Origin of the sequence: Xanthomonas sp. LMC-A-07 (genome assembly GCF_030208825.1) — a bacterium.
Lineage (GTDB): Bacteria > Pseudomonadota > Gammaproteobacteria > Xanthomonadales > Xanthomonadaceae > Xanthomonas > Xanthomonas campestris.
In genome coordinates, this window is the sequence record NZ_JARVTF010000003.1 from 67,109 (window position 1) to 93,723 (window position 26,615).

At 64.7% G+C, this 26,615-nt stretch carries 24 protein-coding genes and 9 tRNA genes; 26 read left to right on the top strand and 7 right to left on the bottom strand.

What is annotated here, in order from left to right; all coding sequences use genetic code 11:
- Positions 1-53: 53 nt before the first annotated feature.
- Together phoB and QRM89_RS02085 are read right to left on the bottom strand one after the other, a co-directional pair.
- Complete coding sequence (phoB, locus tag QRM89_RS02080; protein ID WP_011036177.1) at positions 54-743, bottom strand: phosphate regulon transcriptional regulator PhoB; 690 nt, start codon at positions 741-743, stop codon at positions 54-56.
- A 69-nt stretch (positions 744-812) separates the two neighbouring features.
- On the bottom strand, positions 813-2,459 hold the full coding sequence (locus QRM89_RS02085) for a M48 family metalloprotease (RefSeq protein WP_103699532.1): 1,647 nt from the start codon (positions 2,457-2,459) through the stop codon (positions 813-815).
- A 150-nt stretch (positions 2,460-2,609) separates the two neighbouring features.
- Here QRM89_RS02085 and grxC point away from each other — a divergent pair, with 150 nt between their 5' ends.
- From grxC to QRM89_RS02100, 3 genes are all read left to right on the top strand, one after another.
- Positions 2,610-2,915, top strand: coding sequence for a glutaredoxin 3 (gene grxC / locus QRM89_RS02090; protein WP_014506861.1), 306 nt, complete (start codon positions 2,610-2,612; stop codon positions 2,913-2,915).
- Positions 2,912-3,307: a carboxymuconolactone decarboxylase family protein gene (locus QRM89_RS02095; RefSeq protein ID WP_285447171.1), complete on the top strand. Its 396-nt coding sequence runs from the start codon at positions 2,912-2,914 to the stop codon at positions 3,305-3,307. The genes grxC and QRM89_RS02095 overlap by 4 nt, the downstream gene beginning before the upstream one ends.
- A gap of 306 nt (positions 3,308-3,613) precedes the next feature.
- Positions 3,614-4,621, top strand: a complete 1,008-nt coding sequence (locus QRM89_RS02100) for an isocitrate dehydrogenase (RefSeq protein WP_011036181.1) — start codon at positions 3,614-3,616, stop codon at positions 4,619-4,621.
- A 144-nt stretch (positions 4,622-4,765) separates the two neighbouring features.
- Here QRM89_RS02100 and QRM89_RS02105 read toward each other — a convergent pair whose 3' ends face one another.
- A complete protein-coding gene (locus QRM89_RS02105; protein WP_115005529.1) occupies positions 4,766-5,527 on the bottom strand; it encodes a Bax inhibitor-1/YccA family protein in 762 nt (253 codons plus the stop codon).
- A gap of 163 nt (positions 5,528-5,690) precedes the next feature.
- Here QRM89_RS02105 and QRM89_RS02110 point away from each other — a divergent pair.
- The 14 genes from QRM89_RS02110 to QRM89_RS02175 all read left to right on the top strand — a co-directional run bounded on the left by QRM89_RS02110 (position 5,691) and on the right by QRM89_RS02175 (position 15,533).
- Positions 5,691-5,767 (top strand) — tRNA-Pro (locus QRM89_RS02110).
- A gap of 43 nt (positions 5,768-5,810) precedes the next feature.
- Positions 5,811-5,887, top strand: a tRNA-Arg gene (locus tag QRM89_RS02115).
- A gap of 32 nt (positions 5,888-5,919) precedes the next feature.
- Positions 5,920-5,996 (top strand) — tRNA-His (locus QRM89_RS02120).
- 83 nt (positions 5,997-6,079) lie between these two features.
- Positions 6,080-6,155 (top strand) — tRNA-Lys (locus tag QRM89_RS02125).
- A gap of 77 nt (positions 6,156-6,232) precedes the next feature.
- Positions 6,233-6,317: transfer RNA gene (locus QRM89_RS02130), tRNA-Leu, on the top strand.
- 186 nt (positions 6,318-6,503) lie between these two features.
- A complete protein-coding gene (gene tig / locus QRM89_RS02135) occupies positions 6,504-7,796 on the top strand; it encodes a trigger factor (RefSeq protein ID WP_014506865.1) in 1,293 nt (430 codons plus the stop codon).
- 94 nt (positions 7,797-7,890) lie between these two features.
- On the top strand, positions 7,891-8,517 hold the full coding sequence (clpP, locus tag QRM89_RS02140; RefSeq protein WP_002806026.1) for an ATP-dependent Clp endopeptidase proteolytic subunit ClpP: 627 nt from the start codon (positions 7,891-7,893) through the stop codon (positions 8,515-8,517).
- A 125-nt stretch (positions 8,518-8,642) separates the two neighbouring features.
- The gene (gene clpX, locus QRM89_RS02145; protein WP_042595019.1) at positions 8,643-9,929 is read left to right on the top strand and encodes an ATP-dependent Clp protease ATP-binding subunit ClpX; all 1,287 of its coding nucleotides are present in this window, start codon (positions 8,643-8,645) and stop codon (positions 9,927-9,929) included.
- A gap of 144 nt (positions 9,930-10,073) precedes the next feature.
- Positions 10,074-12,545: an endopeptidase La gene (lon, locus tag QRM89_RS02150; RefSeq protein ID WP_042595020.1), complete on the top strand. Its 2,472-nt coding sequence runs from the start codon at positions 10,074-10,076 to the stop codon at positions 12,543-12,545.
- A 214-nt stretch (positions 12,546-12,759) separates the two neighbouring features.
- Positions 12,760-13,032 carry an HU family DNA-binding protein gene (locus tag QRM89_RS02155; RefSeq protein WP_002806049.1) on the top strand — a complete coding sequence of 91 codons (273 nt, stop codon included), beginning with the start codon at positions 12,760-12,762 and terminating at the stop codon, positions 13,030-13,032.
- Positions 13,033-13,043: 11 nt separating this feature from the next.
- Positions 13,044-13,118: transfer RNA gene (locus QRM89_RS02160), tRNA-Val, on the top strand.
- Positions 13,119-13,147: 29 nt separating this feature from the next.
- Positions 13,148-13,224: transfer RNA gene (locus tag QRM89_RS02165), tRNA-Asp, on the top strand.
- A gap of 96 nt (positions 13,225-13,320) precedes the next feature.
- A tRNA-Asp gene (locus QRM89_RS02170) sits at positions 13,321-13,397 on the top strand.
- Between the two features lie 165 nt (positions 13,398-13,562).
- The gene (locus QRM89_RS02175; protein ID WP_285447172.1) at positions 13,563-15,533 is read left to right on the top strand and encodes a peptidyl-prolyl cis-trans isomerase; all 1,971 of its coding nucleotides are present in this window, start codon (positions 13,563-13,565) and stop codon (positions 15,531-15,533) included.
- Positions 15,534-17,006: 1,473 nt separating this feature from the next.
- On the opposite strand, the gene QRM89_RS02180 is transcribed toward QRM89_RS02175, so the two are convergent.
- Positions 17,007-18,173, bottom strand: a complete 1,167-nt coding sequence (locus QRM89_RS02180) for a lytic transglycosylase domain-containing protein (RefSeq protein ID WP_285447173.1) — start codon at positions 18,171-18,173, stop codon at positions 17,007-17,009.
- Positions 18,170-18,937, bottom strand: a complete 768-nt coding sequence (gene gloB, locus QRM89_RS02185) for a hydroxyacylglutathione hydrolase (protein WP_103699575.1) — start codon at positions 18,935-18,937, stop codon at positions 18,170-18,172. The genes QRM89_RS02180 and gloB overlap by 4 nt, the downstream gene beginning before the upstream one ends.
- A 12-nt stretch (positions 18,938-18,949) precedes the next feature.
- On the opposite strand from gloB, the gene QRM89_RS02190 reads away from it, so the two are divergent.
- From QRM89_RS02190 to dnaQ, 3 genes are read left to right on the top strand one after another with little or no spacing between them, the layout of a single operon-like run.
- The gene (locus tag QRM89_RS02190) at positions 18,950-19,606 is read left to right on the top strand and encodes a hypothetical protein (RefSeq protein WP_285447174.1); all 657 of its coding nucleotides are present in this window, start codon (positions 18,950-18,952) and stop codon (positions 19,604-19,606) included.
- 25 nt (positions 19,607-19,631) lie between these two features.
- A complete protein-coding gene (gene rnhA, locus QRM89_RS02195; RefSeq protein ID WP_011036192.1) occupies positions 19,632-20,084 on the top strand; it encodes a ribonuclease HI in 453 nt (150 codons plus the stop codon).
- 8 nt (positions 20,085-20,092) lie between these two features.
- Positions 20,093-20,830, top strand: a complete 738-nt coding sequence (dnaQ, locus tag QRM89_RS02200) for a DNA polymerase III subunit epsilon (protein ID WP_285447175.1) — start codon at positions 20,093-20,095, stop codon at positions 20,828-20,830.
- A gap of 31 nt (positions 20,831-20,861) precedes the next feature.
- On the opposite strand, the gene QRM89_RS02205 is transcribed toward dnaQ, so the two are convergent.
- Positions 20,862-21,566 (bottom strand): PP2C family serine/threonine-protein phosphatase, encoded by a 705-nt coding sequence (locus QRM89_RS02205; RefSeq protein ID WP_014506874.1) that lies wholly within the window; start codon positions 21,564-21,566, stop codon positions 20,862-20,864.
- Positions 21,567-21,763: 197 nt separating this feature from the next.
- Here QRM89_RS02205 and QRM89_RS02210 point away from each other — a divergent pair.
- Positions 21,764-21,854, top strand: a tRNA-Ser gene (locus QRM89_RS02210).
- 310 nt (positions 21,855-22,164) lie between these two features.
- Entirely contained in the window at positions 22,165-22,569 is a 405-nt protein-coding gene (locus QRM89_RS02215; RefSeq protein ID WP_011036195.1) for a DUF6165 family protein, read from the top strand.
- A gap of 52 nt (positions 22,570-22,621) precedes the next feature.
- Here QRM89_RS02215 and QRM89_RS02220 read toward each other — a convergent pair whose 3' ends face one another.
- A complete protein-coding gene (locus QRM89_RS02220) occupies positions 22,622-23,668 on the bottom strand; it encodes a glycosyltransferase family 9 protein (protein ID WP_103699578.1) in 1,047 nt (348 codons plus the stop codon).
- Positions 23,669-23,688: 20 nt separating this feature from the next.
- On the opposite strand from QRM89_RS02220, the gene QRM89_RS02225 reads away from it, so the two are divergent.
- From QRM89_RS02225 to QRM89_RS02240, 4 genes are read left to right on the top strand one after another with little or no spacing between them, the layout of a single operon-like run.
- On the top strand, positions 23,689-24,438 hold the full coding sequence (locus QRM89_RS02225; RefSeq protein WP_011036197.1) for a 3-deoxy-D-manno-octulosonic acid kinase: 750 nt from the start codon (positions 23,689-23,691) through the stop codon (positions 24,436-24,438).
- Positions 24,438-25,190 (top strand): MBL fold metallo-hydrolase, encoded by a 753-nt coding sequence (locus QRM89_RS02230; protein ID WP_011036198.1) that lies wholly within the window; start codon positions 24,438-24,440, stop codon positions 25,188-25,190. The genes QRM89_RS02225 and QRM89_RS02230 overlap by 1 nt, the downstream gene beginning before the upstream one ends.
- The gene (moaA, locus tag QRM89_RS02235) at positions 25,190-26,221 is read left to right on the top strand and encodes a GTP 3',8-cyclase MoaA (RefSeq protein ID WP_274339868.1); all 1,032 of its coding nucleotides are present in this window, start codon (positions 25,190-25,192) and stop codon (positions 26,219-26,221) included. Before QRM89_RS02230 ends, moaA begins: the two co-directional genes overlap by 1 nt.
- On the top strand, positions 26,218-26,598 hold the full coding sequence (locus QRM89_RS02240; RefSeq protein ID WP_285447176.1) for a nuclear transport factor 2 family protein: 381 nt from the start codon (positions 26,218-26,220) through the stop codon (positions 26,596-26,598). Before moaA ends, QRM89_RS02240 begins: the two co-directional genes overlap by 4 nt.
- Positions 26,599-26,615 lie beyond the last annotated feature (17 nt).

The following is a 26,615-nucleotide window of genomic DNA, read 5'->3' on the forward strand; positions in this document are numbered from 1 at the left end:
TTACCACGGAGCGTCAGGTAGGCATGCGACCGGGCCGGCCTGCGCGGCCGGCATCAGGTGGCCGAGGAGAAACGGTAGCCCGATCCACGCACGGTCTGCACCATGTTTTCCAGGCCGAACGGTTCCAGCGTCTTGCGCAGGCGGCGGATATGCACATCGATCGTGCGCTCTTCCACATACACACTGCCGCCCCACACATGGTCCAGCAGCTGGGTGCGGGTGTAGACGCGCTCAGGATGGGTCATGAAGAAGTGCAGCAGCCGGTATTCGGTGGGGCCGATCGGCACCGGTGCATCGCCGGCGAACACGCGGTGCGCGGCACCGTCGATGCGCAGGCGGCCCACGGCCACGCTGCCGTCTTCATCGTCCTCACGGGTGCGCCGCATGACCGCACGGATGCGTGCCAGCAATTCGCGGGCCGAGAACGGCTTGACCACGTAATCGTCGACGCCGGCCTCCAGGCCGCCGACGCGATCGTTCTCTTCGCCGCGCGCGGTCAGCATGATGATCGGGATCTCGCGGGTCAGCGATTCCTTGCGCCAGCGCCGCGCCAGGTCCAGGCCGCTGGTGCCGGGCAGCATCCAGTCGAGCAGGATGAGATCAGGAACGCGGTCGGCGATGGCGGTCTGCGCCTCGCGGGCGTCACCGGCGTGGATGGGCTCGAACTCGCCTTTGCGCAGTGCGAACGCGACCATGTCGCGGATTGCGGGTTCGTCATCGACGATCAGGATGCGTTTCTGCACGCGGGGCTTACCGTCTGGCTTCGGATGGTCGCCAGTAGACTACGGTTTTGTGACTCACATGTGACACCCCTAGCGCTGTGACAGGTCGGGGTCGCGAATTCCCTGCCGGCGCAGCTCCAGCACGGTGGGCGTGATCGCGGCAATGCGCGCATCCACGCGGGCCCGTGTCACATAATCGAGATCCTTCTTTTTCAGCGCTTCCAGCTGGATCAGCGCCTGTTCCGCGCGCCCATTGAGGTAAGCCGACTCCGCATAGGCCTCGCTGGCGCGCACCTGGTCGCCGGACAGCTCGCAGGCGCGCGCATAGGTCTGCTGCAGCAGCGGATCCTCGCCACTGCGGTACAGCAGCGGCTCCAGTACCTGGCGCGCGCGCTGGCCGGCCTCCTTGCTGGCCTGCTCGTTGAGCGCGCCGGCGTAGGTCAACGCCACTGCGCGATTGTTGGGCAGCCGCTTCAGCAGCGCATCGAAGCGCGCGTTGGCCTGTTCGCGCGGGCCCACGCGTGCCTGTGCCTCGCTCAGGCCCAGCGCCAGCCACAGGTTGTCCGGATGCGCCTCAAGCAGGCTGGTCAGTTCGGCCACCGGCTCGGCCGGGCGGCTGCCACTGTTGCGCAGCCGCGCCAGCGCCAGCCCATAGCGCTGCGCGTCGGTGAGTCCCTGCTTGGCGCTGCGGCGCAGGTTCTCGTATTCGCGAATGGCGCTATCGGGCGTGCTGGCGCTGAGCACGCGCAGGCGCTCCTTGGCCCAGTCGAAGCCCTGCTGGTCGCTGCTACGGCTCAATGCATCCACCGGCAGGCGCAGCGCATACGGCAGCAACGCGTTGCCGTTGCGGCTCAGTGGCTCGGACAACGACGGGTCGGACGGGTCCACGCGCTCCTGGCGCGTTCCGCCCGGCACCGAGGTGGTCAGCACCACGGTGTTCTTCTTCATCTGCTCGGCGCGCGCCTTCGCCTCGCTGATGCGGGTGGTGGTCACCGGGTGGGTCTGCAGGAAGTCCGGCGCGCTGTAGCCGCCCTCGTTGGCGCGCATCGCCACCGACATGCGCTCGAAAAAGCCGGCCATCGCGTCCACGTCGTAGCCGCTGCGCACCAGCGTGCGGATGCCCAGCCGGTCGGCCTCGGACTCGTTGGAGCGGGTGTAGTCGATCTGGCGCTGCTGCATCAGCCCCATGGCACTGGTGATCGTGGCCATGGTGGCGTCGCCGCTGGAATTTCCGCCGGCCTGTTGCGCAGCCACCACGGCGGCCAGCATGCCGAGCAGGATCGGGATCTGGTCGCGCTGGGCGCGTTCCACCCCGCGCAGCACGTGCTGTTGGGTGACGTGGGCGATTTCATGCGACAGCACCGCCGCCACTTCGTCCTCGCGCTCGGCCGTCAGCACCAGGCCGGCGTTGACGGCGATATAGCCGCCCAGCGTGGCGAAGGCGTTGATCTGGCGGTCGCGCAGCATGAAAAACGTAAACGGCTGCTGCGGCTGGTCGCTGTTGGCGCCCAGCCGCGTGCCCATGGTCTGCAGCCAGTCGGTGACCAGCGGGTCGTCCAGTACGTAGTCGTAGTTGCGCAGCTCAGCCAGCATCATCTTGCCGTACTCGGCCTGCCGTGCCGGGGTCAGCAGCTCGCCGGCCGACGAGCCGATGTCGGGCAGGCGATTCTCCTGCGCGGGCGCCACGCCCATGGCGACGGCCAGCGTGAGGGCAGTGGCGAGCGGTAGCAGGCGCAAGAGGAACTCCCAGGTGGTGCGCGGAGCATGCGGGCAGCGCGGCGCGTTGGCGTGAATCGGCAGTTAATCCACAGTGTTGCGGTGACGACCTCGAAATTCCAGTCGCCCGTTACCATATGTCAGACCACAGACCCAACCACGGAGTTTCCCGTGAGCCAAGACCACACCGGGCAGCAGGCGGCCACCGGTCCGCAGATCACCCTGTATTCCACCGCAATTTGCCCGTACTGCGTGGCGGCCAAGAACTTCCTCAAGAGCAAGGGCCAGACCTGGACCGAAGTGCGCATCGACCTGGATCCGGCCGAGCGCGACAAGATGGTGGCCCTGGCCAAGCGCACCAGCGTGCCGCAGATCTTTGTCGGCGACATCCATGTGGGCGGCTATGACGACATGATGGCCATGCACCGCGCCGGCAAGCTCGAACCGCTGTTCGCCGCCGCAGGCGGTCAGGCATGAGTGGTTCCGACGACGGCAGCGCCGATCGCCTGCGCGAGTTCACCGACTTCCGCCAGCGCATGAACCAGCGCATCCTGGCGGAGCCCAATCAGGTCGTGCGGCGCTTTTTCGCCCTGGACACCCAGACCTACCAGGCCGGCGCGCTGGACGTGAAGACCAAGGAGCTGCTGGGCCTGGTCGCCTCCATGGTGCTGCGCTGTGACGACTGCATCAGTTACCACGTCGCGCAGTGCAAGGAGGCCGGTGTCACCCGCGAAGAGTTCTTCGAAACCTTCTCGGTGGGCCTGGTGGTGGGCGGCTCGATCGTGATCCCGCACCTGCGCCGCGCAGTGGACTTCCTCGACCAGCTGGAAGACGGTGCGCCCGCGCCGGCCGAACACAGCCACGGCTGATCAGCCTCGCCCGCATGCCCCAACGCGCCGTCCGGTGAGGCGGCGTGTTGCGTTTTGGGGCGCGCGCCAATAGTGCGGGCCTGAGCGTCGCCGGGCTGCCTTCTTCGCCTCATGGCGCTCCCCGGTCAGATGTCGCTGTGTAGCCGCGCTCCTGCCCGACAGCCCCACGCCACACCCGGCTCTTAGACCAAGGTCGGTTTGGGCGCCTTCACCGGCATCGGGCATAATTGCCTGTGAAACCTCCTTGCGCCGGTGAGCCGGGCTTCCGGCTGGCGCTCCCCCCTTCAAGTTCGGAAACCCAACGTTATGACGCAGACAATCACGGTCATCCGCGGCGACGGTATTGGCCCGGAGATCATGGATGCCACGCTGTTCGTGCTCGACGCGCTGCAGGCTGGCCTGACCTACGAATACGCCGATGCCGGCCTGGTCGCGCTGGAAAAGCACGGCGATCTGCTGCCTGAGTCCACCCTGGCCTCGATCACCAAGAACAAGGTGGCGCTGAAGAGCCCGCTGACCACGCCGGTCGGTGAGGGTTTCAGCTCGATCAACGTCGCCATGCGTCGCAAGTTTGACCTGTACGCCAACGTGCGTCCGGCCAAGTCGTTCCCCAATACCAAGTCGCGTTTCGCCGATGGCGTGGACCTGATCACGGTGCGTGAGAACACCGAAGGTGCCTACCTGAGCGAAGGCCAGGAAGTCTCGGCCGATGGCGAAGTTGCCGTGTCCGGCGCCCGCGTCACCCGCAAGGGCTCCGAGCGCATCGTGCGCTACGCCTTCGACCTGGCGCGCGCCACCGGCCGCAAGAAGGTCACCGCGGTGCACAAGGCCAACATCATCAAGTCGACCTCGGGCCTGTTCCTGAAAGTCGCCCGCGATGTCGCCACGCAGTACCCGGAAATCGAATTCCAGGAAATGATCGTCGACAACACCTGCATGCAGCTGGTGATGCGTCCGGAACAGTTCGACATCATCGTGACCACCAACCTGTTCGGCGACATCATCTCCGACCTGTGCGCCGGTCTGGTCGGCGGCCTGGGCCTGGCTCCGGGCGCCAACATCGGTGTCGACGCGGCGATCTTCGAGGCCGTGCACGGCTCGGCGCCGGATATCGCAGGGCAGGGCAAGGCCAACCCGTGCGCGCTGCTGCTGGGCGCGGCGCAGATGCTGGACCACATCGGTCAGCCGCAGAACGCCGAGCGCCTGCGCGAAGCGATCGTCGCCACGCTGGAAGCCAAGGACTCGCTGACCCCCGACCTGGGCGGCACCGGCAACACCATGGGCTTTGCCAAGGCCATCGCCAGCCGCCTCTGAGCGCGCGGGTAGATCGCACAAAAAGAAAGGGCGCCGACGGCGCCCTTTCTTTTTGTTGCGAGCGGTTTGCTTGAAGCCAGTGTCAAGTCATCAGGCCAAGGGATCGCTGTTGCGATTCCCCACTCCCGATTCCCAATTCCCGCCTCAGTTGCGCGACTGCAACTTCGACAGCAGGCGCAGGAACTCGATGTACAGCCACACCAGCGTCACCATCAGGCCGAACGCGCCGTACCACTCCATGTGCTTGGGCGCACCGTGCTCCACGCCGCTCTCGATGAAGTCGAAGTCCAGCACCAGGTTCAGTGCCGCCACCACCACCACGAACAGGCTGAAGCCGATACCGATCAGGCCCGAGTCGTGAATGAAGGGGATACGCACGCCAAACAGGCCCAGCACGATCGTCGCCAGGTACACCAGCGCGATACCGCCGGTCGCCGCGACCACGCCCAGCTTGAAGTTCTCGGTGGCCTTGATCATCCCGCTGCGGTACGCGAACAGCAGCGCGAACAGTGTGCCGAAGGTCAGCAGCACGGCCTGGAACACGATGCCGTTGAAGCGTGCCTCGTACACGGCGGAAATCGAACCGAGGAAGAAGCCTTCCACCAGCGCATACAGCGGCGCGGTGACCGGTGCCCAGGTCGGCTTGAACGAGGTCGCCAGTGCGAACACCAGCCCGCCGATGGCGCCGGCGATCATGTACAGCTTGGCGGCCGGCAGCGGCATGCCGTCGGCGCCCACCGACTGCGACCACGCAAACGCGGCGGTCACTACCGCCATCAGCAACAACAGGCCGGTCTTGTTGACGGTGCCGTTGAGGGTCATTGCCTGACCGTCGCGGGTGACCACCGAGCCGGAGCCGAGGTCGAGGAACGTGGATTCCCGAAGGGCAGGGTTGCCGCTACGCATGATGTTCTCCATGAAGGTTGTGCCCGCCGAGCCGGCGTGCGAGGTGAATGACTGCAGGCGTCAGGATACCGGTATGATCGATTTTGCGCGTGGTGATTGACAGCGGCGTCAATCGTTCCCAAAATAGCCGACCTTTCGAGCCTTCGGGATTGAAAGGTCCCGCCGGGGTATAGCGCAGTCTGGTAGCGCGCCTGCTTTGGGAGCAGGATGTCGGGGGTTCGAATCCCTCTACCCCGACCACTCTGAGCTCTTTGGCGGCGTGGGAATGCGAAGTTCGGTCCGGGCGCCCGTAGCTCAACCGGATAGAGCACCGGCCTTCTAAGCCGGCGGTTACAGGTTCGAGTCCTGTCGGGCGCGCCATCGGCGGTGCGGTAGGAAGTAGGTTTTCAGTGGTGGCTGTAGCTCAGCTGGTTAGAGTACTGGATTGTGATTCCAGATGTCGGGGGTTCGAGTCCCCTCAGCCACCCCACTGATTGAAGGAAAGTTTGACCCGATGCGTCGCGGGGTGTTGCAACGAAGCAAAAACGCGCATACAATGTGCGACCAGTTTCAGGGCCGTTAGCTCAGTTGGTAGAGCAGTTGACTCTTAATCAATAGGTCCAAGGTTCGAATCCTTGACGGCCCACCAATTAAAAGGCATCCGCAGTGCGGATGCCTTTTTCTTTGCAGGCATCCCTGCAACAATGCACCTGCACGTGCAGCCTCGCGAAAGTGGCGGAATTGGTAGACGCACCAGATTTAGGTTCTGACGCCGCAAGGCGTGGGGGTTCGAGTCCCCCCTTTCGCACCAGTGCAGCGCGGCCGTGAGTGTTCCGGCCGTTTTATGCCCCCCGCAGCGCAGCCCGTTCTTCGCATGCCGCTGGCAGCGGCCGCCGTTATCGGCGAAACTACAAGGCTCGGCGGCTTTCTCGCCATCCGTCAACCCGTCTCTTCCATCTCGTGCCGACGCCGTGTGCTGTCGGTGGCAGGAGTCAACATGCAAGCATCGATCGAATCCACCGGCAATCTGGAACGCCGTCTGACCTTCACCCTGCCGCAGGAGCGCCTGGAGACGCATGTTGGTGGTCGCCTGCGCGAACTGGCGCGGACCACGCGCATCAAGGGCTTCCGGCCCGGCAAGGTGCCGACCAAGGTCATCGAGCAGCGCTTCGGTCAGCAGGTGCGTGCCGAGGCGATGGAAGGCCTGTTGCGTGAGACTTTCGACTCGGCGGTGCGCGAGCACTCGCTGCGTCTGGCCGGCAACCCGCGCATCGACCAGGGCGAGAGCGATTTCGATTTCGTTGCCACCTTCGAAGTGGTGCCGGATTTCGGCGACATCGACGTGACCAACCTGTCGGTGGTGCGTCACACCGCTGAAGTCACCGATGCCGACATCGACCAGATGATCGAGAACCTGCGTCTGCAGCGCCGCACCTGGAACCCGGTCGAGCGCGGCGCGCAGGTCGGTGATCTGGTCGCGCTGGAGACCTGGTCGCAGGCCGGCGACGAGCGTCTGCCCGCCGAAGGCGTGGAGACCGGCAGCAGCGTGCTGGGCTCGGGCGTGATGTTCGACCAGATCGAAAAGGGCCTTGAAGGCCTGTCCAAGGGCGAAGACAAGACCCTGAGCATCGATTTCCCGGCGGACTGGCGCGTACCGCAGCTGGCTGGCAAGACCGTGCAGGTGCACGTCAAGGCGGTCGAGGTGTCCGAGCCGGTGCTGCCGGAAGTCAACAAGGAGTTCATCAAGAGCTTCGGCGTGAAGAGTGGCGATGCCGAGCAGTTCCGCGCCGACATCCGCACCAATCTGGAGCGCGAGCTCAAGGGTGCGTTGATGAACCGTCTGCGCCGTGAAGTGGGCGAGCAGCTGATCGCCGCCTACGCGCACGTGGAAATGCCGCCGCGCCTGGTCGAGAACGAGGCCCGTTCGATGCTGGCACAACAGGTCGACCAGATGCGTCGCAGCGGCCGTAACCCGGGCGAGATCCCGGCCGATGCGCACCAGGGGTTCATGGACGCTGCTGCCAAGCGCGTGCTGGTAGGCCTGCTGGTGGGCGAAGTCGCACGTCGCAACGAGCTGCGCCTGGAATCCAAGCGTGTCAGCGAAACGCTGCGTCTGATCGCCTCGACCTACGAAGAGCCGGAACAGGTCATTGAGATGTACCGCAACGACCCCCAACTGATGAGTGGGCTGCAGAGCCGTGTGATGGAGGAGCAGGTGATCGACTGGATCGCCGAGCGCGCCAAGCACACCGAGCAGTCGCTTTCGTTCCAGGACGCGATTCGCGTTTAACGCGACCGCGTGGTACGAGCCCGCACCCGGTTCGCCAGGGTGCGGATCTCACACACGGGCATCGGCACAGGCCGCTGCCACAACAGGAAGACTGATGAGCATTGTGACTAAAGCCCTGAACCTGGTGCCCATGGTGGTCGAGCAGACCAGCCGTGGCGAGCGTGCGTATGACATCTACTCGCGTCTGCTGAAGGAGCGTCTGATCTTCCTGGTCGGTCCGATCGACGACCATATGGCCAACGTGATCGTGGCGCAGTTGCTGTTTCTGGAAGCGGACAACCCGGAAAAGGACATCAGCATCTACATCAATTCGCCCGGTGGCGTGGTCACCGCCGGCATGGCGATCTACGACACCATGCAGTACATCAAGCCGGACGTGAGCACGATCTGCGTCGGTCAGGCTGCCTCGATGGGCGCGCTGCTGCTGGCATCCGGTGCGGCCGGCAAGCGCTATGCGCTGCCGAATTCGCGCGTGATGATCCATCAGCCGCTGGGCGGCTTCCAGGGCCAGGCGACCGATATCGACATCCATGCCCGCGAGATCCTGACCTTGCGTTCGCGCTTGAACGAGATCCTCGCCAAGCACACCGGCCAGTCGCTGGAAACCATCGCGCGCGACACCGAGCGCGACAACTTCAAGAGCGCGGTCGATGCACAGGCTTATGGCCTGGTGGATCAGGTGCTGGAACGTCGTCCGGAAGAGTCGATCCAGCCGTCTTGAGTCGCAGACGCCTGAAATTGCTGGAAAAACTGGCAGGGTCGGGCTGGACGAATGTCCTCCCGACCCTGTGCTATTCTCGAAATCGAACCCCCGTGCATCGGGTGGGGTAACTGGGTAACAGAAGCATGAGCGAAGACCGCCAAGGTCGTTCCGGCGACAGCAACAAGATTCTCTACTGCTCGTTCTGCGGTAAGAGTCAGCATGAGGTCCGCAAGCTGATTGCCGGTCCCAGCGTATTCATTTGCGATGAGTGCGTGGAGCTGTGCAACGACATCATTCGCGAGGAACTCGAAGAGAAGGCGCAGTCGGCACGTTCCAGCCTGCCCAAGCCGCGCGAGATCCTTGAGGTGCTGGACCAGTATGTGATCGGTCAGCTGCGCGCCAAGCGCACGCTCGCGGTGGCGGTGTACAACCACTACAAGCGGATCGAGAGCCGGAGCAAGAACGACGATGTCGAACTTGCCAAGTCCAACATCCTGCTGGTCGGCCCGACCGGCTCGGGCAAGACGCTGCTGGCCGAAACGCTGGCGCGCCTGCTCAATGTGCCGTTCACGATTGCCGATGCCACCACGCTGACCGAAGCCGGTTATGTCGGCGAGGACGTGGAAAACATCATCCAGAAGCTGCTGCAGAAGTGCGACTACGACGTCGAGAAAGCGCAGCAGGGCATCGTCTACATCGATGAAATCGACAAGATTTCGCGCAAGAGCGAAAACCCGTCGATCACCCGCGACGTGTCTGGCGAAGGCGTGCAGCAGGCATTGCTGAAGCTGATCGAAGGCACGGTGGCCTCGGTGCCGCCGCAGGGTGGGCGTAAGCATCCGCAGCAGGAATTCCTGCAGGTCGATACCAAGAATATCCTGTTCATCTGCGGCGGCGCGTTTGCCGGGCTGGACAAGGTGATCCAGGCGCGTTCCAACGATGCCGGTGGTATCGGCTTCGGCGCCAAGGTCAAGAGCAGCGAGCGCAAGCAGGAGGTCGGCAAGATCCTGGCCGAAGTCGAGCCGGAAGATCTGATCAAGTTCGGCTTGATCCCCGAGTTCGTCGGCCGCCTGCCGGTGGTCGCCACGCTCGAGGAACTCGATGAGCCGGCGCTGATCAAGATCCTGACCGAGCCGAAGAACGCCATCACCAAGCAGTTCAAGAAGCTGTTCGAGATGGAAAGCGTGGAGCTGGAGTTCCGCCCGGATGCGCTTTCGGCGATCGCCAAGAAGGCGCTCAAGCGCAAGACCGGCGCACGTGGCCTGCGCACCATCGTGGAATCGGTGCTGCTGGACACGATGTACGAGCTGCCGTCACAGGAAAACGTGAGCAAGGTGGTGGTGGACGAATCGGTGATCGAACACAAGTCCGAGCCGTATCTGATCTACCAGGCACAGCCGGCGCCGGCCAAGGCCGCGTCTGGCGACTGAGGCCTCGCGGCGATGCCGGCAGGCCTTGGCCTCGCTGGCGGCTAAAGGGTTTCCGACCGCTACTTGCAACACCTCGCCGATGGCCCCATAACGGGGCCATCGGCTTTTTTTACGCCCCAATTCCTCGATCCCGCGGAGCGCCCCATGGCCCAGTCCCAACCAGAAATTCTCGATCTGCCAGTGTTGCCGCTGCGCGACGTGGTGGTGTTTCCGCACATGGTGATTCCGCTGTTCGTCGGCCGTGACAAGTCGATGCGCGCGTTGGAAAAAGCCATGGAGGCGGACAAGCGCATCCTGCTGGTTGCGCAAAAGTCGGCCGAGACCGACGACCCGGCAGCGGGCGACCTGTACACGGTCGGCACGCTCGCCCAGGTGCTGCAACTGCTCAAGCTGCCCGATGGCACGATCAAGGTGCTGGTCGAAGGGCTGTCGCGCGTCACCGTCGACAAGGTGGCGGAACAGGACGGCGCCTTGCAGGGCCGCGGCACCGAAGTGGAAGCCAGCGATGCACGCGAGCCGCGTGAGCTGGAGGCGATCGCGCGTTCGCTGATGTCGCTGTTCGAACAGTACGTCAAGACCAACCGCAAGCTGCCGCCGGAATTGCTGCAGACCCTGGCCGGCATTGACGAGCCCGGACGTCTGGCCGACACCATCGCCGCGCACATCGGCGTGCGTTTGGCGGATAAGCAACGCCTGCTCGAAATCACCGAGATCGGCGACCGGCTGGAACTGCTGGTCGGCCTGGTCGATGGCGAGATCGACGTGCAACAGCTGGAAAAGCGCATTCGCGGCCGCGTCAAGTCGCAGATGGAAAAGAGCCAGCGCGAGTACTACCTCAACGAACAGATGAAGGCGATCCAGAAGGAACTGGGTGATCTGGACGACGCGCCCGGCGAACTGGAAGAACTCGCCCGCAAGATCGCCGAGGCCGGCATGCCCAAGCCGGTCGAGACCAAGGCGAAGGCCGAACTCAACAAGCTCAAGCAGATGTCGCCGATGTCTGCCGAAGCTGCGGTCGTGCGCAACTATCTTGATTGGTTGCTCGGCGTGCCGTGGAAGAAGCGCACCAAGGTTCGCAAGGATCTCAAAGTTGCGCAGGATACGCTGGATGCCGATCACTACGGTCTGGACAAGGTCAAGGAACGCATCCTTGAGTACTTGGCCGTGCAGTCGCGCGTGAAGCAGATGAAGGGCCCGATCCTGTGCCTGGTCGGCCCGCCGGGTGTGGGTAAGACGTCGCTGGGTCAGTCGATCGCCAAGGCGACCAACCGTAAGTTCGTGCGGATGAGCCTGGGCGGCGTGCGCGACGAGGCCGAGATCCGTGGTCATCGCCGGACCTATGTCGGTTCGATGCCGGGCCGCCTGGTGCAGAACCTCAATAAGGTCGGCAGCAAGAACCCGCTGTTCCTGCTGGATGAGATCGACAAGATGTCGATGGACTTCCGTGGCGATCCGTCATCGGCGCTGCTGGAAGTGCTCGACCCGGAGCAGAACCACACCTTCAACGACCACTATCTTGAAGTGGATCTGGACCTGTCGGAGGTGATGTTCGTTGCTACCTCCAACTCGCTCAATATCCCCGGCCCGCTGCTGGACCGCATGGAAGTGATCCGCATCCCCGGCTATACCGAGGATGAAAAGCTCAATATCGCCATGCGCTATCTGGTGCCCAAGCAGATCAAGGCCAACGGCTTGAAGCCGGAAGAGATCGAGATCGGCAGCGATGCCATCCAGGACGTGGTGCGTTACTACACGCGTGAGTCGGGCGTGCGTAACCTCGAGCGCGAAGTGGCCAAGATCTGCCGCAAGGTGGTCAAGGAAATCGCACTGGCTGGCCCGCAGCCGGCGGCCAAGAAGGCGGTCGCAAAGAAGGCCAAGCCCAAGGCGCTGGTGACGGTGACATCCAAAAACCTGGACAAGTATCTGGGCGTGCGTCGCTTCGATTTCGGGCGTGCAGAAGAAGAGAACGAGATTGGCTTGGTGACGGGCCTGGCATGGACCGAGGTCGGTGGCGAACTGCTGCAGATCGAGTCCACGCTGGTGCCGGGCAAGGGCAACCTGATCCTCACCGGTCAGCTGGGCAACGTGATGAAGGAGTCGGCATCGGCGGCCTTGTCGGTGGTGCGCTCGCGTGCCGAGCGGCTGGGCATCGATGTGGATTTCCTGCAGAAGCAGGACGTGCACGTGCATGTGCCCGACGGTGCCACGCCGAAGGATGGCCCCAGTGCAGGTATCGCGATGGTGACCTCGCTGGTGTCGATCCTGACAAAGGTGCCGATCCGTGCGGACGTAGCGATGACCGGCGAAATCACCTTGCGCGGCCGCGTCTCTGCGATCGGCGGCTTGAAGGAGAAATTGCTGGCGGCATTGCGCGGCGGTATCCGTACCGTGTTGATCCCCGATGAGAACCGCAAGGACCTGGCGGACATCCCGGCCAACGTCACGCGCGATCTGGAGATCGTGCCGGTGAAGTGGATCGACGAAGTGCTGGATCTGGCCCTGGAGCGCCCGTTGGCGCCGAAGAAAGCCGGCAAGGAAAAAGCACGCAAGACTGCCTCGCGTGTAGCGGTGCGCGGCAAGTCGCGTACCACACCGGGTACCCGCGTCAAGCATTAAAGTGCGCTGTTTAAACCTAGGCAAAACAGGCCAAAACCCGCGTCGTTATTGGGTTTTGGCTTGCGCGCGCTTGGGTGCGCTGGTATAAATGCACGACTCGTGGGCGCGGCAAAATGTGATGCGTCACGCGATACCACTTGTGTCGGGTTCTTCGCTAACGGCAAGAGCGCCGATTGTCGATTCCGCGGCATCTGCCGCAAAGGGAGTTTCAAGAATGAATAAAACCGAATTGATCGATGGCGTTGCCGCTGCTGCTGACATCTCCAAGGCTGAAGCCGGCCGTGCTGTCGACGCGGTTGTGAGCGAAATCACCAAGGCGCTGAAGAAGGGCGACGCTGTCACCCTCGTTGGCTTCGGCACCTTCCAGGTCCGCGAGCGCGCTGAGCGTACCGGCCGCAATCCGAAGACGGGCGACAGCATCAAGATCGCTGCTTCGAAGAATCCTGCATTCAAGGCTGGCAAAGCCCTGAAGGATGCAGTAAACTAATCGACTCGCTAGGGTGCTTAGCTCAGCGGTAGAGCGTCTCCCTTACACGGAGAGGGTCGGGGGTTCGAAACCCTCAGCACCCACCAGATAAGCACCAGGCAAAAGTTTCAAGCGCGGAGCGGTAGTTCAGCTGGTTAGAATGCTGGCCTGTCACGCCGGAGGTCGCGGGTTCGAGTCCCGTCCGCTCCGCCAGTTACACCGAAGCCCCTGAGCGATTGGGGGCTTCGTTTTCTCCACAGCATTTGCATTGCGCGGATGTCGTGGAGAGAAGATGTCCAAGTTTAAAGCGGAGCGGTAGTTCAGCTGGTTAGAATGCTGGCCTGTCACGCCGGAGGTCGCGGGTTCGAGTCCCGTCCGCTCCGCCAGTTTTTCCAAGCCCTCGGCCTTGTGTCGGGGGCTTTTTTTTGGCCGAGGTCACTGCGTTCCGTTGGCAACCGGACAAGCGGCTGGCGCTACGGTGGTGTCGGGCTGGGTGCCCGGCTGCGAAGCGCGTTACACTGCGCGGCTCGCCCACAGGCCGTGATTTGCCAATGCTGCAGAAACTTCGCGACAAGACGTCAGGCTGGATCGCTACCGCCATCCTGGGGTTGCTGATGATTCCGTTCCTGTTCGTCATCGACAACAGCTACCTTGGCGGCATTGGCGCCAACAACGTGGCCAAGGTGCAGGCGCCCCCGACGTGGTGGAAGTCCGCACCGTCATGGTGGCCGGTCTCGCTGCTGTGGCAGCACCATGAGATCAGCACGCAGGATTTCCGTGCCCGCTTCGAGCAGGCGCGTATGCAGGAACGTCAGCGCCAGGGCGAAAATTTCGACCCGCGTCAGTTCGAATCGCGCGAGAACAAATTGCAGGTGCTCGATCAGCTGGTCGACGAGCAGGTCGTGCGTTTGGGTGCGGAAGATGCGGGAATCGTGATCGGTGATGCCACCGTGCGCGATTACATCGCCAATATTGCGGCCTTCCAGATCGATGGCAAGTTCAGCCCCGACCAGTACCGCGCAGCGCTTGCGCAGGGTACCCCGCCGCGCACGCCTGCGCAGTTCGATGCGTTGGTGCGCGATAGCTTGCAGCAGTCGGTGATTCCGCAGGCGGTGGCCGAATCGGGCTTTGCGACCAAGAGTGAATTCGAGCGCCTGCTCACCTTGATGGGCGAGACGCGCGATGTCGAGTTGGCGATGCTGCCGGAGCCGACCGCCGATACCGCGCCGGTCAGCGATGCACAGATCAAGCAGTGGTACGACGGGCATCCGCAGGATTTCCGCCAGCCGGAAACTGTGACGATCGAATACGTCGAGCTCAATGCAGCTACCTTGCCGCCCGCCACCGCGGCCGACGAAGCAACGCTGCGTAAACGCTATGAAGAAGAGAAGGCACGGTTTGTCGAGCCGGATCAGCGTCTGGCATCGCACATCCTGATCAGTGCCGGCAGCGATGCCGCTGCGCAGAAGGCCGCCGAAGAAAAAGCGGCCAAGCTGGCTGCCGAGGCCAAGCAGCCGGGCGCGGACTTTGCTGCGCTGGCCAAGGCCAACTCGCAGGACCCGGGTTCCAAGGACGCCGGTGGCGATCTGGGCTGGGTCGAGAAGGGCACGATGGTCAAGCCGTTCGAAGACGCGCTGTTCGCGATGAAGGCAGGCGATGTGGTCGGCCCGATCAAGACCGAGTTTGGCTACCACGTGATTCAGTTGCGTGAGGTCAAGGGCGGACAGGGCAAGTCGTTCGAGCAGGTGCGTGACCAATTGGCTGCCGAGCAGCTCAAGGCCGACGCCGACAAGGCGTTTGCCGACTTGAGCGGCAAGCTCGTCGACCAGGTCTACAAGAATCCCACCGCGCTGGAGCCGGCGGCCAAGCAGGTTGGCCTGCCGGTGCAGACGCTGGGCCCGTTCTCGCGCGCTGATGCCAGCGGCATTGCCGCCAACCCGGCGGTGCTGCGGTCGGCGTTCTCCGAGACGCTGGTGCAGGACGGTACGGTGAGCGACCCGATCACCATTGCGCCCAATCACAGCGTGGTGTTGCGGGTGACCAATCACACCGCCGAGCAGGCGTTGCCTCTGGACAAGGTGCGCGAGAAGGTGATTGCCGCAGTGCATGCGGACCGCACCAAGAAATCTGCGGTGGCTGCGGCCGACGCGCTGCTGGCGCGTGTGCAGAAGGGTGAAACCCTGCAATCGCTGGCGGCAGCGGAAAAGCTGCAGGTCACGCCGATTCCGGGGCTGCCGCGCACCGCGCCGGTGCCGACGCCCGCCGCCAATCGCGCGATCTTCAGCGCCCCGCGCCCGACCGAAGGCAAGCCGTCGGTTGGCAAGGTTGAGCTCACTGGCGGCCGGTATGCGGTGTTCGTGGTGAGCAAGTCGACCCCGGGCGATCTCAAGCAGATGCCGACCGAGCAGCAGACCATGCTGCGCGAGCAGCTGAGCCAGATCGACGGCGGCAATGCAGCGCAGGCCTACGTCAAGGAAATGCGCAAGCGCTACAAGATCCAGATCGAAGAAGCGCAGCTGTAAGCCCTTCTGACATCGCGGAAATGGAAAAGCCCGGCATGACCGGGCTTTTCTTTGGCCGAGATACGGCGCCGCCGTGGCTTGATGGTCTGTTGTTTGGTGAGCGCGAGGGTTGTGGGCAGGCGCGTGGTACGACCGTGCGCTGTAGCGATCTGCTGGAGGTGGTAATGAGCAAGCGTGCAGAAGCTGCTCGATTGGTCTCAACTCCTGGTGCGCTAGGCGGAGCACCGGAGCCCGCTTGTGTGCCGACGGGTGACCGCGATTGTGGCGGACCAGCGTCGCCGAACTGTCGCTAGCCCTGTGCGCGGTGTACAGATGAAATGAGTTCTGCAGCAGTGCGTGGGTCTAGCCTGACGACGGAGTGGCGCAGAGCACCGTTTGGCGATTCACCTGCGTAGTGGCCACGACCGTTGGTTTAATTTGCATCCGCCGAGTACGCGAAGTGGAGAGCAGCCTATGTGATTGCTGACTCCTGGCGATAGATGTTCGTGCTCAAACAAACCGGCCGATCGGATATATCGGCGAAGGCTCACATGACGTGTGAATCTCGCTGTCGCTGTCGCTGTCGCTGTCGCTGTCGCTGTAGATCTGGTTTTGCATGCATTTGCTCTGCTAATCGACGCCGATTTGCCGCCGCTACACCACAGGCTCTGCTCCTGCCTTGCCGTTTGCTCTTGCTCTTGCTTCACCCAGTCGCCTTAAAGCGAGCCGAGCACCGCAGCTGCGCGAGGCCGAAGAGGCGCCCTTGTCTGAGCGCAGCGAGTTTGGGCGCCGTGCCGCGTGTGGCGAGGAGTGCAGGGCACCGGTGCAGCTTCACCGCACCGGATTGCGTCGGCGACAGCGGTTTTGGTTCCTTTTGCCAAGACAAAAGGAACTCGCGCCGTAGGCGCGAAAGCTCTGCACTTGCCTGCTTCACGCTTCGCACTCCTGCTGCAGTGGAGGGTGCCCAACCGCTCGTCACCACTCAAAAGTACAGACGCCGAAATCTCATCCGCCTCCTGTGCCTCTCCTGGGAAAGAACTGGATGCGTGCATGAGCGGAGCGAGTTAGACACGCGCGCCGCGTACAGCGCGCCAGCGTAGCGTCACAGTATCGACGTGCGTCCGCGAAAGCAGCTTTGGTGGCTGCTACCTAGACAAAGAACCTCGCGACGCATGAGCGAAAACCTAGCACTTGGTGTGCTCCGTGCTTTGTTCCCCATGTGCTGGGGTGGGCGCCCCAAGCCAAGCGTCACGCCCCGGCCAGTGTGAGCAACTTTGCACGCATCGGCCCCTCGGGCGCGTTCTCCCGACGACAGATCACTGCTCAGGAAAGCTCGGCCGCAGGCAAATAATTGCTCAAGGAATAGCGGGGCCGCGCAAAGCGCCTTGTCGCCGCAGGCTCTCAAACGCGATGCCCGGAAAATGCTGCAGCTGTGCAGTCGCGCAGTGCACGTCGAGCAATTACCGGCGAGTCACCGCAAGCGCGGCTGATGGCTCAGGGCGAATCTTCGAACGACAGCACCATGCCCGGCTTCAACACCGCGCGCTTGTCCAGGCCATTGCTGGCAAGCAGCGTGGTGACCGTGATTCCGTACCGCTTGGCGATGGCCCACGCGGACTCGCCATTACGCACGGTATGCGTGCGCGCGCTGTTGCGCTTGGAGGTCTGGACGCTGGCCACCGCAGTGGTGGCACTGCCGTCATCCGCATCTGCAGGGGGGCCGCGATCGGCTAGGGCGACAACGGCGCCAGCGGACCCGGGTTGTGCCGGCGCGATCGGCGCCAGCACATGCACGCCGCGCGGCGCTGCACGGGCGCTGGCCACTGCCGGATTGAGGCGGGCAAGCAGCTGCGGTTCCAGGGCGCGCTGCCCAGCCCAGGTGGTGAGGCTGGTGCCGGCCGGCAATGCGTGCTCGGTCAGCACCGGTACCGGGCGATCCAGCGACGTCATCAAGGTCCCTTGCTCCTGCGCATGGTCAAGCACGCACGCCAACGCGTGCAGCTTTTCCACGTATTCGTAGGTGACCCTGGACATGCCCGGCAACTCGGCCGGCCGGGCGTTCTGCGCATTCATGCCAGCGCTGCGCATGGCCTGCAAAACTCGGTATTCGCCAGCGTTGTAGGCCATGAGCGCCAGTCGCCAGTCGCCGCCGAACATGCCGTATAGGGTTTTGAGATAGCGCACTGCCGCGGTGGTGGAATCCACCGCCGACAGGCGGCCGTCGTACTGGGCGCCGACCGGCACGTGGTGATTGCGGGCGGTAGTGGCGATGAACTGCCACAGGCCTGCCGGGCCGCTGCCGTTGCGTGCGCCGGGCCGGTAGCCGCTTTCCACGAAGGGAATCAGCGCGAATTCGGTAGGCATGTCGGCTTCGCGCAGCTGGTCGACCACGTAGCCGAACAGCGGGAGAACGTCCTGCCCATCATCTGCCAGGCGGGCCGGGGCGCGGGAGAAGTGCTGCTCCCAACGCCGATCGCTGTGCTCGGTATCGCAGCCCGGGTCGGCACGTCCTTCCAGGAAGGAGGCAAAGATATCCCGGCCGTTGCGTACGGCCGGTGCTGGGCTGCTGACGGTGGCAGAGGTGCTTGGCTCGCTGGCGGAGCCGGCGACCGGTGCGGCGGCCGACAGCGCGGCCAACACACCCAGAAGCAGGCGCCTCATGCGCGAAATACGTCTTTCCAGCGCCGAAGTTCGGCAAATACGTCTACATCGCTCGTTATCGAAATGCTTGCGTGCGCGGCGACCGCGGCGCGAATTTCGGGAGTATGCAGACGCAGGAACGGATTGGTGGCCAGTTCACTCTTGAGCGAAATCGGCAGGGTAGGACGGGCTGCATGACGCATTGCCTGGGCTTCCTGTTGACGGCGCTGCAAGGCAGCGTTGGTGGGATCGACGTGCAGCGCGAAGGCCGCATTGGCCAAGGTGTACTCGTGGCCGCAACACACAAGCGTCTCGCCTGGCAGGGAGGCCAGGCGCTGCAGGGCGTCGAACATCTGTGGGGGCGTACCTTCGAACATCCGCCCACAGCCTAGGCTGAACAGGGTATCACCACTAAACAGGTGCCCGTCACCCACATAGGCGACATGGCTGCGGGTATGGCCGGGGACTTCCAGTACCGCAAAGTCGATGCCCAGGGCCGTCACAGTGTCGCCGTGGGCGACGTGGCGGGTGGCCGCAGGCATGCGTTCGTCGTCCGGCCCGTACAGTTCCAGCGCCGGAAAATGCTGCTGCAGCTCCGCCACGCCGCCGATATGGTCGGCATGGTGGTGGGTCAGCAGGGCGGCCACCGGAGTGAAGCCCTCACGTTGCGCGGCCTCCAGCACCGGCGCTGCCTGGCCAGGGTCGACGATCACTGCACGGCCATCATCGGCGACCAGGGCCCAGATGTAGTTGTCGTCGAATGCGGGCAGGGCGGTGAGTCGCATAGAATTGGGACCATGCCTGCCACGCCGTTCTCCCGTCAAGCTGGTGTCTCATCCTGGTTTGAAACGGGTGGAGGCCGCAGCCTGCTCCAGCTGGAGCGCCAATTGGCGCTCGCGGCGATGCAGACGCGCCCGTCGCAGCCTTGGCTGTGGGTCACTCCGACCACCGATCTGCCACCGCGCGACGCCCTGCAGGGGCGTGGCTTGCGGCTGTATCGCAGCGGTAGCCGCTTTGGCGGCGACGCGCGCTGTGCGCTGCCGTTCCCGTTGCCGGCCGAGAGCCTGCAGGCCATCGTGGTGCAACACGCAGTGGTCAACGGCGCGGCGGAGTTCCTGGCCGAATGCGAGCGGGTGCTGATGCCGGGCGGGCGGCTGTGGTTGTTCACGCTCAATCCGCTGAGCCCGTACCGGTTCCGCTGGGCGCGTCGTGGCCCGGTGGCGCTGCGCCCGGATCGGTGGCGGCTGCTGGCGCAGCGGGCCGGGCTGCAATGCGTGGACAAGGAGCGGTATCTGGGGCCGATCTGGGGCCCCGGCCGCGGCTCCACCGATCCGAGCCGTGCGCCCTGGCGTGCGGTGTATCTCCTCGAAGTGGAAAAGCGTGCCGCAGCGCCGATCGGTCCGACACCGATCGCCCTGCCGTCGCGTTGGCCGCAGCCTGTGGCCACGATCTGACATCGCCAATCCAAATTAGGTCCTGATGAAATCCATTGAAGTCCATACCGACGGCTCCTGCCTCGGCAATCCCGGGCCGGGCGGCTGGGCCGCCTTGCTGCGCTACAACGGTCGCGAGAAGGAACTGGCCGGCGGCGAAGCCAATTCCACCAACAACCGCATGGAGCTGATGGCGGCGATCATGGCGCTGGAAACGCTCACCGAGCCGTGCCAGATCCTGCTGCATACCGATTCGCAATACGTCCGCCAGGGCATCACCGAGTGGATGCCTGGCTGGGTGCGGCGCGGCTGGAAGACCTCCGGCGGCGACCCGGTCAAGAACCGCGAGCTGTGGGAGCGGCTGCATGCGGCCACCCAGCGCCACAGCATCGAATGGCGCTGGGTGAAAGGCCACAATGGCGACCCGGACAACGAGCGCGTCGACGTGCTTGCCCGCAATCAGGCCATCGCCCAGCGCGGTGGCCTCGCAACATCGTAAGAGGACGCATGCGTCAGATCATTCTCGATACCGAAACCACCGGCCTGGAATGGCGCAAGGGCAACCGCGTCGTCGAAATCGGTGCGGTGGAACTGCTGGAGCGCCGCCCGAGCGGTAACAACTTCCATCGTTATCTGCGGCCGGACTGCGACTTCGAGCCCGGCGCGCAGGAAGTCACCGGGCTGACTCTGGAATTTCTGGCAGACAAGCCGGTGTTTGCTGAAGTGGTGGAGGAGTTCCTGGCCTACATCGACGGCGCCGAACTGATCATCCACAACGCCGCGTTCGACCTGGGTTTCCTGGACAACGAACTGTCGCTGCTGGGCGATCAGTTCGGCCGCATCGTCGATCGCGCCACCGTGGTCGATACCTTGATGATGGCGCGCGAGCGTTATCCCGGTCAGCGCAACTCGCTGGACGCATTGTGCAAACGGCTGGGCGTGGACAACTCGCACCGGCAGTTGCATGGGGCCTTGCTCGATGCGCAGATCCTGGCCGATGTCTACATCGCGCTGACCTCCGGGCAGGAAGAGATCGGCTTCGGCGCGATGGATGCCGGCCAGCATGCCGAAGGCGGCGAGGGCATGATCGCGTTCGATCCGTCGCTGTTGTTGCCGCGCCCACGCGTGGTGGTGACCGCGTCGGAGCTGCAGGCGCACGAGGCGCGTCTGGAGCGGCTGCGCAAGAAGGCCGGGCGTGCGCTGTGGGATGCGCCGGAGTTGGACGAGGTCGCGGTCGCCAGCTAAGGCGACGCTGAAGGACCTGATGCTCGCGCGGTCAGTGACTGCGCACCAGGATGGCGGTGATGTTGTCCGAGCCGCCGCCATCGAGTGCGGCGGCGACCAGGCATTCCACGCATTCCTGGGCACTGCAATCGGCCTGCGACAGCGTTGCGGCGATCGCGGTGTCGTCCACTTCTTCGGTCAACCCATCGCTGCATAACAGCAGCTGCATGCCCGACTTGAGCTCGCCCTGCATGGTGGCGACATTGAGATGGGCCGGGTCGGTGACGCCGAGCGCCTGGGTGACGACATTGCGATGCGGATGCGCGCGCGCCTGCTCGCTGGTCAATGTGCCCTGGGCGATCAGTTCCTGCACATAACTGTGGTCCTGGCTCAGCTGCGCCAGCCGACCGTCACGCCACAGGTAGGCGCGGCTGTCGCCCACCCAGGCCACTTCGAAACGCTGCCCGAGCACGCGCGCGGCCACCACGGTGGTGCCCATCGGCAAGGTGTCGTTGCAGCGGCGCGAGGTCTTGATGATTTCCTCGTCGGCGATGCGCACCGCCTGGGCCAGCGGCGTACCGGCACGTACTTCGCGCACGATGGTTTCGCGCGCCAACGCACTGGCCACCTCGCCGCAGGCATGGCCGCCCATGCCGTCTGCCACCAGCCACAGCCCCAGCTCGCTGTCGCCGTAGTACGTATCCTCGTTGAGGTCACGGCGCAGGCCCACGTGGGTGAGGTGTCCGAATTCGAGCATGGTGCGGGGTCGCCAGGATGAGAGGTGCCGCACCATCATCGCGGCCCCGCAGGCGGCGGGCAACCGATGGGGTGCAATGGCCGCGGCGGATGTTCACGCCGGCCCCGGCACTGCGGTCTCGGTGGCAGGCCGCGCCCGCTTGTGGCAAACCGCGTGTGCCCGTATGATGCACGGCCCCGGGACACCGGGGACCATCTGGAGAGGTGGCAGAGCGGTTGAATGTACCTGACTCGAAATCAGGCAGGCGTTTATAGCGCCTCGGGGGTTCGAATCCCCCCCTCTCCGCCAGATTGAGGCGCGCAGATGTGCCAGTGCCGCGTGAGTTTCGCCGGCGTCATTGGGGGGTGAGAAGCCCCGGGTTCGACAGACGGCATCGCCGTCTGCACGGCGAAGCCGCCCAAAGGGCGAAGGCACGTAGTGCCGAGTGAATCCCCCCCTCTCCGCCAGATTGAGGCGATGCGTTGTGCCAGTATCGTTTTGGTTCGTGCGCACTCTGCGTCATCGCTACATCAGCCCCCGCAAGGGGGCTTTTTGTTTTCGGGTCGCAGCCCGCCGGCGCGATGCCTACAATTGCCGATTCTTCTGTTGGAGGTCTGTCATGTCCGAGATCCTGGTGCCGGTGTCCTTTGGTGAGCTGCTCGACAAGATCGCGATTCTGCAGATCAAGTCCGAGCGCATGCAGGACGCGGCCAAGTTGGCCAACGTGCGCAATGAGCTGTCGGCGCTGGAAACCAGCTGGATGGCGCATCCGGCCGCCGGCCACGACATCGTTCGCCTGCGCGCGGAGCTGAAAGCGGTCAACGAGCGGTTGTGGGTGATCGAGGACGACATTCGCCTCAAGGAACAGGCGCAGTCCTTCGACGATGCCTTCGTGCAGCTGGCGCGCAGTGTCTATATCGAGAACGACGAGCGCGCGCGCATCAAGAAGGAGATCAATCTGGCGTTGGGTTCTTCGTACGTGGAAGAGAAGTCCTACCAGGACTACCGCGCCAGCGGCGCCTGATGCGGGCTGATCGTCGGCGCGTGTTGCAGGCGCGCCGAGGCTGACCGATGGGTCAGGCGTGATCTGCGCGATAGCGCTCGAACGCGGCGATGGCATCGTCGACGCTGATCAAGGTCATCACGTCGTCGAACTCGATCTTGGTGCCCCACTTGAGCTGCGCGGCCGGCTTGCCCAGGTGCTTGCGTGCGGCAGCGTCGTAGCGATCCACGCAATAGCGCACATCCGAATACGGGCCGCTGCGTCGCGGGTTGCTGGCGGCATGCAGGCCGAGCACCTTGGTGCCCATCGCGTTGGCGATATGCATCGGCCCCGAATCCGGTGTGACCACCAGCGCGGCGCGGGCGAGCAGGGCAGGCAACTGCTTGAGCGTGTCCTTGCCGACCAGATCCAGTACCGGCGTGCGCGCCGCCGCGATGATGGCATCGGCTGTGCTGCGCTCCAGCTCGCTACGGCCGCCGCACAGCACTACCCGCCAGCCCTGCGTGGCAGCATGGTCGGCCAGCGCAGCGTGCCGGTCCGGGTACCAGTTGCGCCGCACGTGGCTGGAACACGGCGAGATCATCAACACCGGGCGCCCATCGTCTTGCCATTGCGCCTGTGCCCACGCGTGTGCGTCGGCGGGCACCGGCAGGTTCCAGCGCACCTCGGTCTGGCGCAGTCCCAGTGGCTCGGCGAAGCTGCCGATGGCGTCCAGCACGTGGATGCCCGGTCGGTCGGCGATGCGCTCGTTGACGAACAGGCCGTGCAGGTCCTTCGAGCGGCTGCGGTCGTAGCCTATGCGCCGGCGCGCCGGCACGAACGCCGACAGCACGTTGGCGCGAAATGCGACCTGCATCTGCAGCAAGGCATCGAAGTGACCATGCGCGGCCAGCGCTTGGCGCACTGCGCGCATGCCGGCCAAGCCGCTGCGTTTGTCGTAGGCATGGAAGTGCACGCCGGGCAGGCCGTCGAGCAATTTGAGCCCGGCCTTGTCGATGATCCAGTGCAACTGCGCCTGCGGAAAGCCCGCCTGCAAGGTGTGCACCAGCGGCACCACGTGGGTGACGTCGCCCAGGGCGGACAGGCGCAGCAGGCATAACGAAGCAGGCGTAGAAGCCATGGTGTTGTTAGACTCGATGGATGGTTTCTTTCGACGCCACTGAAGCGCTGACGCCGTACCGCGAAGGCCGCGGGTACGGCGCCATTCTGTTCGACCGCGAACGGCTGCGGCAAGCCGATGCCGGGCTGTTCTCGCCACAGCGTTGGGGCGACAGGGCGCGTCCGGTAGACGAGGGCGGGCGCGGTGGCGCGTGGTTCGTGGATGCCCCGTTTGGCCACAGCGTGCTGCGCCAATACCGGCGCGGCGGCATGGCCGCACGTGTAAGTCGCGACCAATATCTCTGGAAAGGCGCCGGGCGCACGCGCAGCTTTGCCGAATTCCGGCTGATGCGTGAGCTGCTCAAGCGCAAGCTGCCGGTGCCGCGCCCGTTGGCGGCCTGCTATCTGCGCGAAGGTTTGGGCTACCGTGCTGCGTTGTTGATGGAGCGGCTGGAGAACGTGCGGTCGCTGGCCGACCATGCACAGGTGGCTGGCCGCGGCGCGCCGTGGGAAGACACCGGGCGGCTGATCGCGCGCTTCCACCGCGCCGGCCTGGATCACGCCGATCTCAATGCGCACAACATCCTGTTCGATGCCGGCGGGCATGGCTGGCTGATCGATTTCGACCGCGGCGTGCTGCGTATTCCGGCCACTCGCTGGCGCGAGCGCAACCTGGCCCGCCTGCATCGTTCGCTGCTGAAGCTGCGCGGCAACCGCACCCGCGAAGACGTGGACAAGGACTACGAGCGCCTGCACCGCGCCTACGAGCTGGCCTGGGGCCGGGGCTACTGATGGAGTGGGCACTGCGGGTGCAGGGGGTCGGCAATGCGTCGGCCGTGGCGCTGGGGTCGCCGATGGCCACGCTGGAGCGTGGCGGTGCGCCGTGGCTGACCATCGACTGCGGCAGCGAAGGGCTCACCAGCTATCAGGCCCATTACGGCCAGATGCCACAGGCGGTCTTCATCACCCACGTGCATTTGGACCACGTGGGCGGGCTGGAGCGCTTGTTCGTGGACAGCTATTTCTCCGAACGCCGTGGCCGCACCCGCCTGTACGTGCCGGCGCCGGTGGTGCCGCTGCTGCAGCGGCGGCTGGCCGACTACCCGAACGTGCTGGCCGAGGGTGGTGCGAACTTTTGGGATGCATTTCAGCTGGTGCCGGTGGGCGAGGCCTTCTGGCACGACGGTGTGCGCCTGGAAGTGTTCCCGGTGCGCCACCACTGGCCGGAGACCGCCTACGGGCTGCGCCTGCAGGGTGCATTGGTCTGGACCGGCGACACCCGGCCGATCCCGGAGATGCTGGCGCGCTATGCCGATGACAGCGAGCTCATCGCGCATGACTGCGGCGTTCACGGCAACCCGTCGCATACTGGTGTGGATGACCTGGAGCGGGAATACCCGCAGGACCTGTTGAGCCGCATGTGGCTGTATCACTACGCCAGCAACGCCGACGGCGACGTGCTGCGGGCACGCGGCCATCGCGTGGCTGTACCTGGCCAGGTGCTTGCGCTGGCAACACCCACTGCCGCCATGGCGCCGCGCTGATGGGTGCCCTGATGCTGCCGGACCTGAGCGCCGCACCGATGCAGGACCGCTACGGCCGGCCGCTGCGCGACCTGCGCTTGTCGGTGATCGAGGCCTGCAATTTTCGCTGTGGCTACTGCATGCCGGCCGACCGCGTGCCGGACGATTACGGGCTGGACGCTGACCAGCGGCTGAGCTTTGACCAGTTGGAAACCCTGGTGCGCGCCTTCGTGGCGGTGGGCGTGACCAAGCTGCGCCTGACCGGCGGCGAGCCGTTGTTGCGCAAGAACCTGCCGGTGCTGATCGAGCGCCTGGCGGCGATCGAGGGCATCGAGGATCTGGCGCTGACCACCAATGGAGCGCTGCTGGCGCGCCAGGCCGTGGCCCTGCGCCAGGCCGGGCTGCGCCGCATCACCGTGAGCATGGATGCGCTGGAGCCTGCGCTGTTCCGCCAGATGAGCGGCGGGCGTGGCGAGATCGACCAGGTGCTGGCCGGCATCGCCGCGGCCGAGCAGGCCGGATTTGATCGCCTGAAGATCAATTGCGTGGTGCAGCGCGACGTCAACGAAGACCAGGTGCTGCCGTTGGTCGAGCACTTCCGTGGCACCGGGCATGTGTTGCGTTTCATCGAATTCATGGATGTGGGCAGCTGCAATGGCTGGCGGCCCGAGGCGGTGGTGACCTCCGCGCAGTTGCGCGACCGGATCCATGCGCGATGGCCGTTGGCGCCGCTGGATGCCAACTACACCGGCGAAGTGGCGCAGCGGCACGCATTTGCCGACGGGCTGGGCGAGGTGGGCTTTGTCAGTTCGGTCAGCGTGCCGTTTTGCGGCGATTGCCAGCGTGCGCGCGTCTCTGCCGATGGGCACCTGTACACCTGCCTGTTTGCCAGTCAGGGGCATGACCTCAAGCCGGCACTGGCCGAGGGCGAGCAGGGCCTGGCCACGCATCTGCGCCAGCGCTGGAGCGTGCGTGCGGACCGCTATAGCGAAGTGCGCGCATCCACCTCCCGGCGTCGCAAGCCGGTCGAGATGTTCCTGATCGGCGGGTGAGCGCCGCTGCGCTGCTGACGCAGTTGCGCGACTTGGAGCTGCGTCTGCTCGATCCACAGGTGCGTGGCGCGGCGGCCGAACTGGAGACGTTGCTGGATCCCGCGTTCGTCGAGTTCGGTGCGTCGGGCCGGTGCTACACGCGCGCGGAGGTCATCGCGGCATTGACCACCAGTGCGGTGGTTGCCGATTACGTGACCGACGACTTCAGCTGCGTGCTGCTGGTCCCACAGCTTGCGCAGCTGCGCTATCGCACCCGCGTGCACGCCGACGGCGTGGTGCGGTGTGCTCTGCGCAGTTCGCTATGGCGCCTGGATGGTGCGCGCTGGCGGATGCTGTTCCATCAAGCTACCCCGTTCACCGACAATCCCGCATCCTGACGTTCTGTTCCCGTGTC

Coding starts and splice junctions, on each gene's coding strand:
- QRM89_RS02095 (WP_285447171.1), top strand. CDS start 2,912: ATGAGTGGTTCCGACGACGGCAGCGCCGATCGCCTGCGCGAGTTCACC.
- QRM89_RS02100 (WP_011036181.1), top strand. CDS start 3,614: ATGACGCAGACAATCACGGTCATCCGCGGCGACGGTATTGGCCCGGAG.
- QRM89_RS02105 (WP_115005529.1), bottom strand. CDS start 5,527: ATGCGTAGCGGCAACCCTGCCCTTCGGGAATCCACGTTCCTCGACCTC.
- tig (WP_014506865.1), top strand. CDS start 6,504: ATGCAAGCATCGATCGAATCCACCGGCAATCTGGAACGCCGTCTGACC.
- clpP (WP_002806026.1), top strand. CDS start 7,891: ATGAGCATTGTGACTAAAGCCCTGAACCTGGTGCCCATGGTGGTCGAG.
- clpX (WP_042595019.1), top strand. CDS start 8,643: ATGAGCGAAGACCGCCAAGGTCGTTCCGGCGACAGCAACAAGATTCTC.
- lon (WP_042595020.1), top strand. CDS start 10,074: ATGGCCCAGTCCCAACCAGAAATTCTCGATCTGCCAGTGTTGCCGCTG.
- QRM89_RS02155 (WP_002806049.1), top strand. CDS start 12,760: ATGAATAAAACCGAATTGATCGATGGCGTTGCCGCTGCTGCTGACATC.
- QRM89_RS02175 (WP_285447172.1), top strand. CDS start 13,563: ATGCTGCAGAAACTTCGCGACAAGACGTCAGGCTGGATCGCTACCGCC.
- QRM89_RS02180 (WP_285447173.1), bottom strand. CDS start 18,173: ATGAGGCGCCTGCTTCTGGGTGTGTTGGCCGCGCTGTCGGCCGCCGCA.
- gloB (WP_103699575.1), bottom strand. CDS start 18,937: ATGCGACTCACCGCCCTGCCCGCATTCGACGACAACTACATCTGGGCC.
- QRM89_RS02190 (WP_285447174.1), top strand. CDS start 18,950: ATGCCTGCCACGCCGTTCTCCCGTCAAGCTGGTGTCTCATCCTGGTTT.
- rnhA (WP_011036192.1), top strand. CDS start 19,632: ATGAAATCCATTGAAGTCCATACCGACGGCTCCTGCCTCGGCAATCCC.
- dnaQ (WP_285447175.1), top strand. CDS start 20,093: ATGCGTCAGATCATTCTCGATACCGAAACCACCGGCCTGGAATGGCGC.
- QRM89_RS02205 (WP_014506874.1), bottom strand. CDS start 21,566: ATGCTCGAATTCGGACACCTCACCCACGTGGGCCTGCGCCGTGACCTC.
- QRM89_RS02215 (WP_011036195.1), top strand. CDS start 22,165: ATGTCCGAGATCCTGGTGCCGGTGTCCTTTGGTGAGCTGCTCGACAAG.
- QRM89_RS02220 (WP_103699578.1), bottom strand. CDS start 23,668: ATGGCTTCTACGCCTGCTTCGTTATGCCTGCTGCGCCTGTCCGCCCTG.
- QRM89_RS02225 (WP_011036197.1), top strand. CDS start 23,689: ATGGTTTCTTTCGACGCCACTGAAGCGCTGACGCCGTACCGCGAAGGC.
- QRM89_RS02230 (WP_011036198.1), top strand. CDS start 24,438: ATGGAGTGGGCACTGCGGGTGCAGGGGGTCGGCAATGCGTCGGCCGTG.
- moaA (WP_274339868.1), top strand. CDS start 25,190: ATGGGTGCCCTGATGCTGCCGGACCTGAGCGCCGCACCGATGCAGGAC.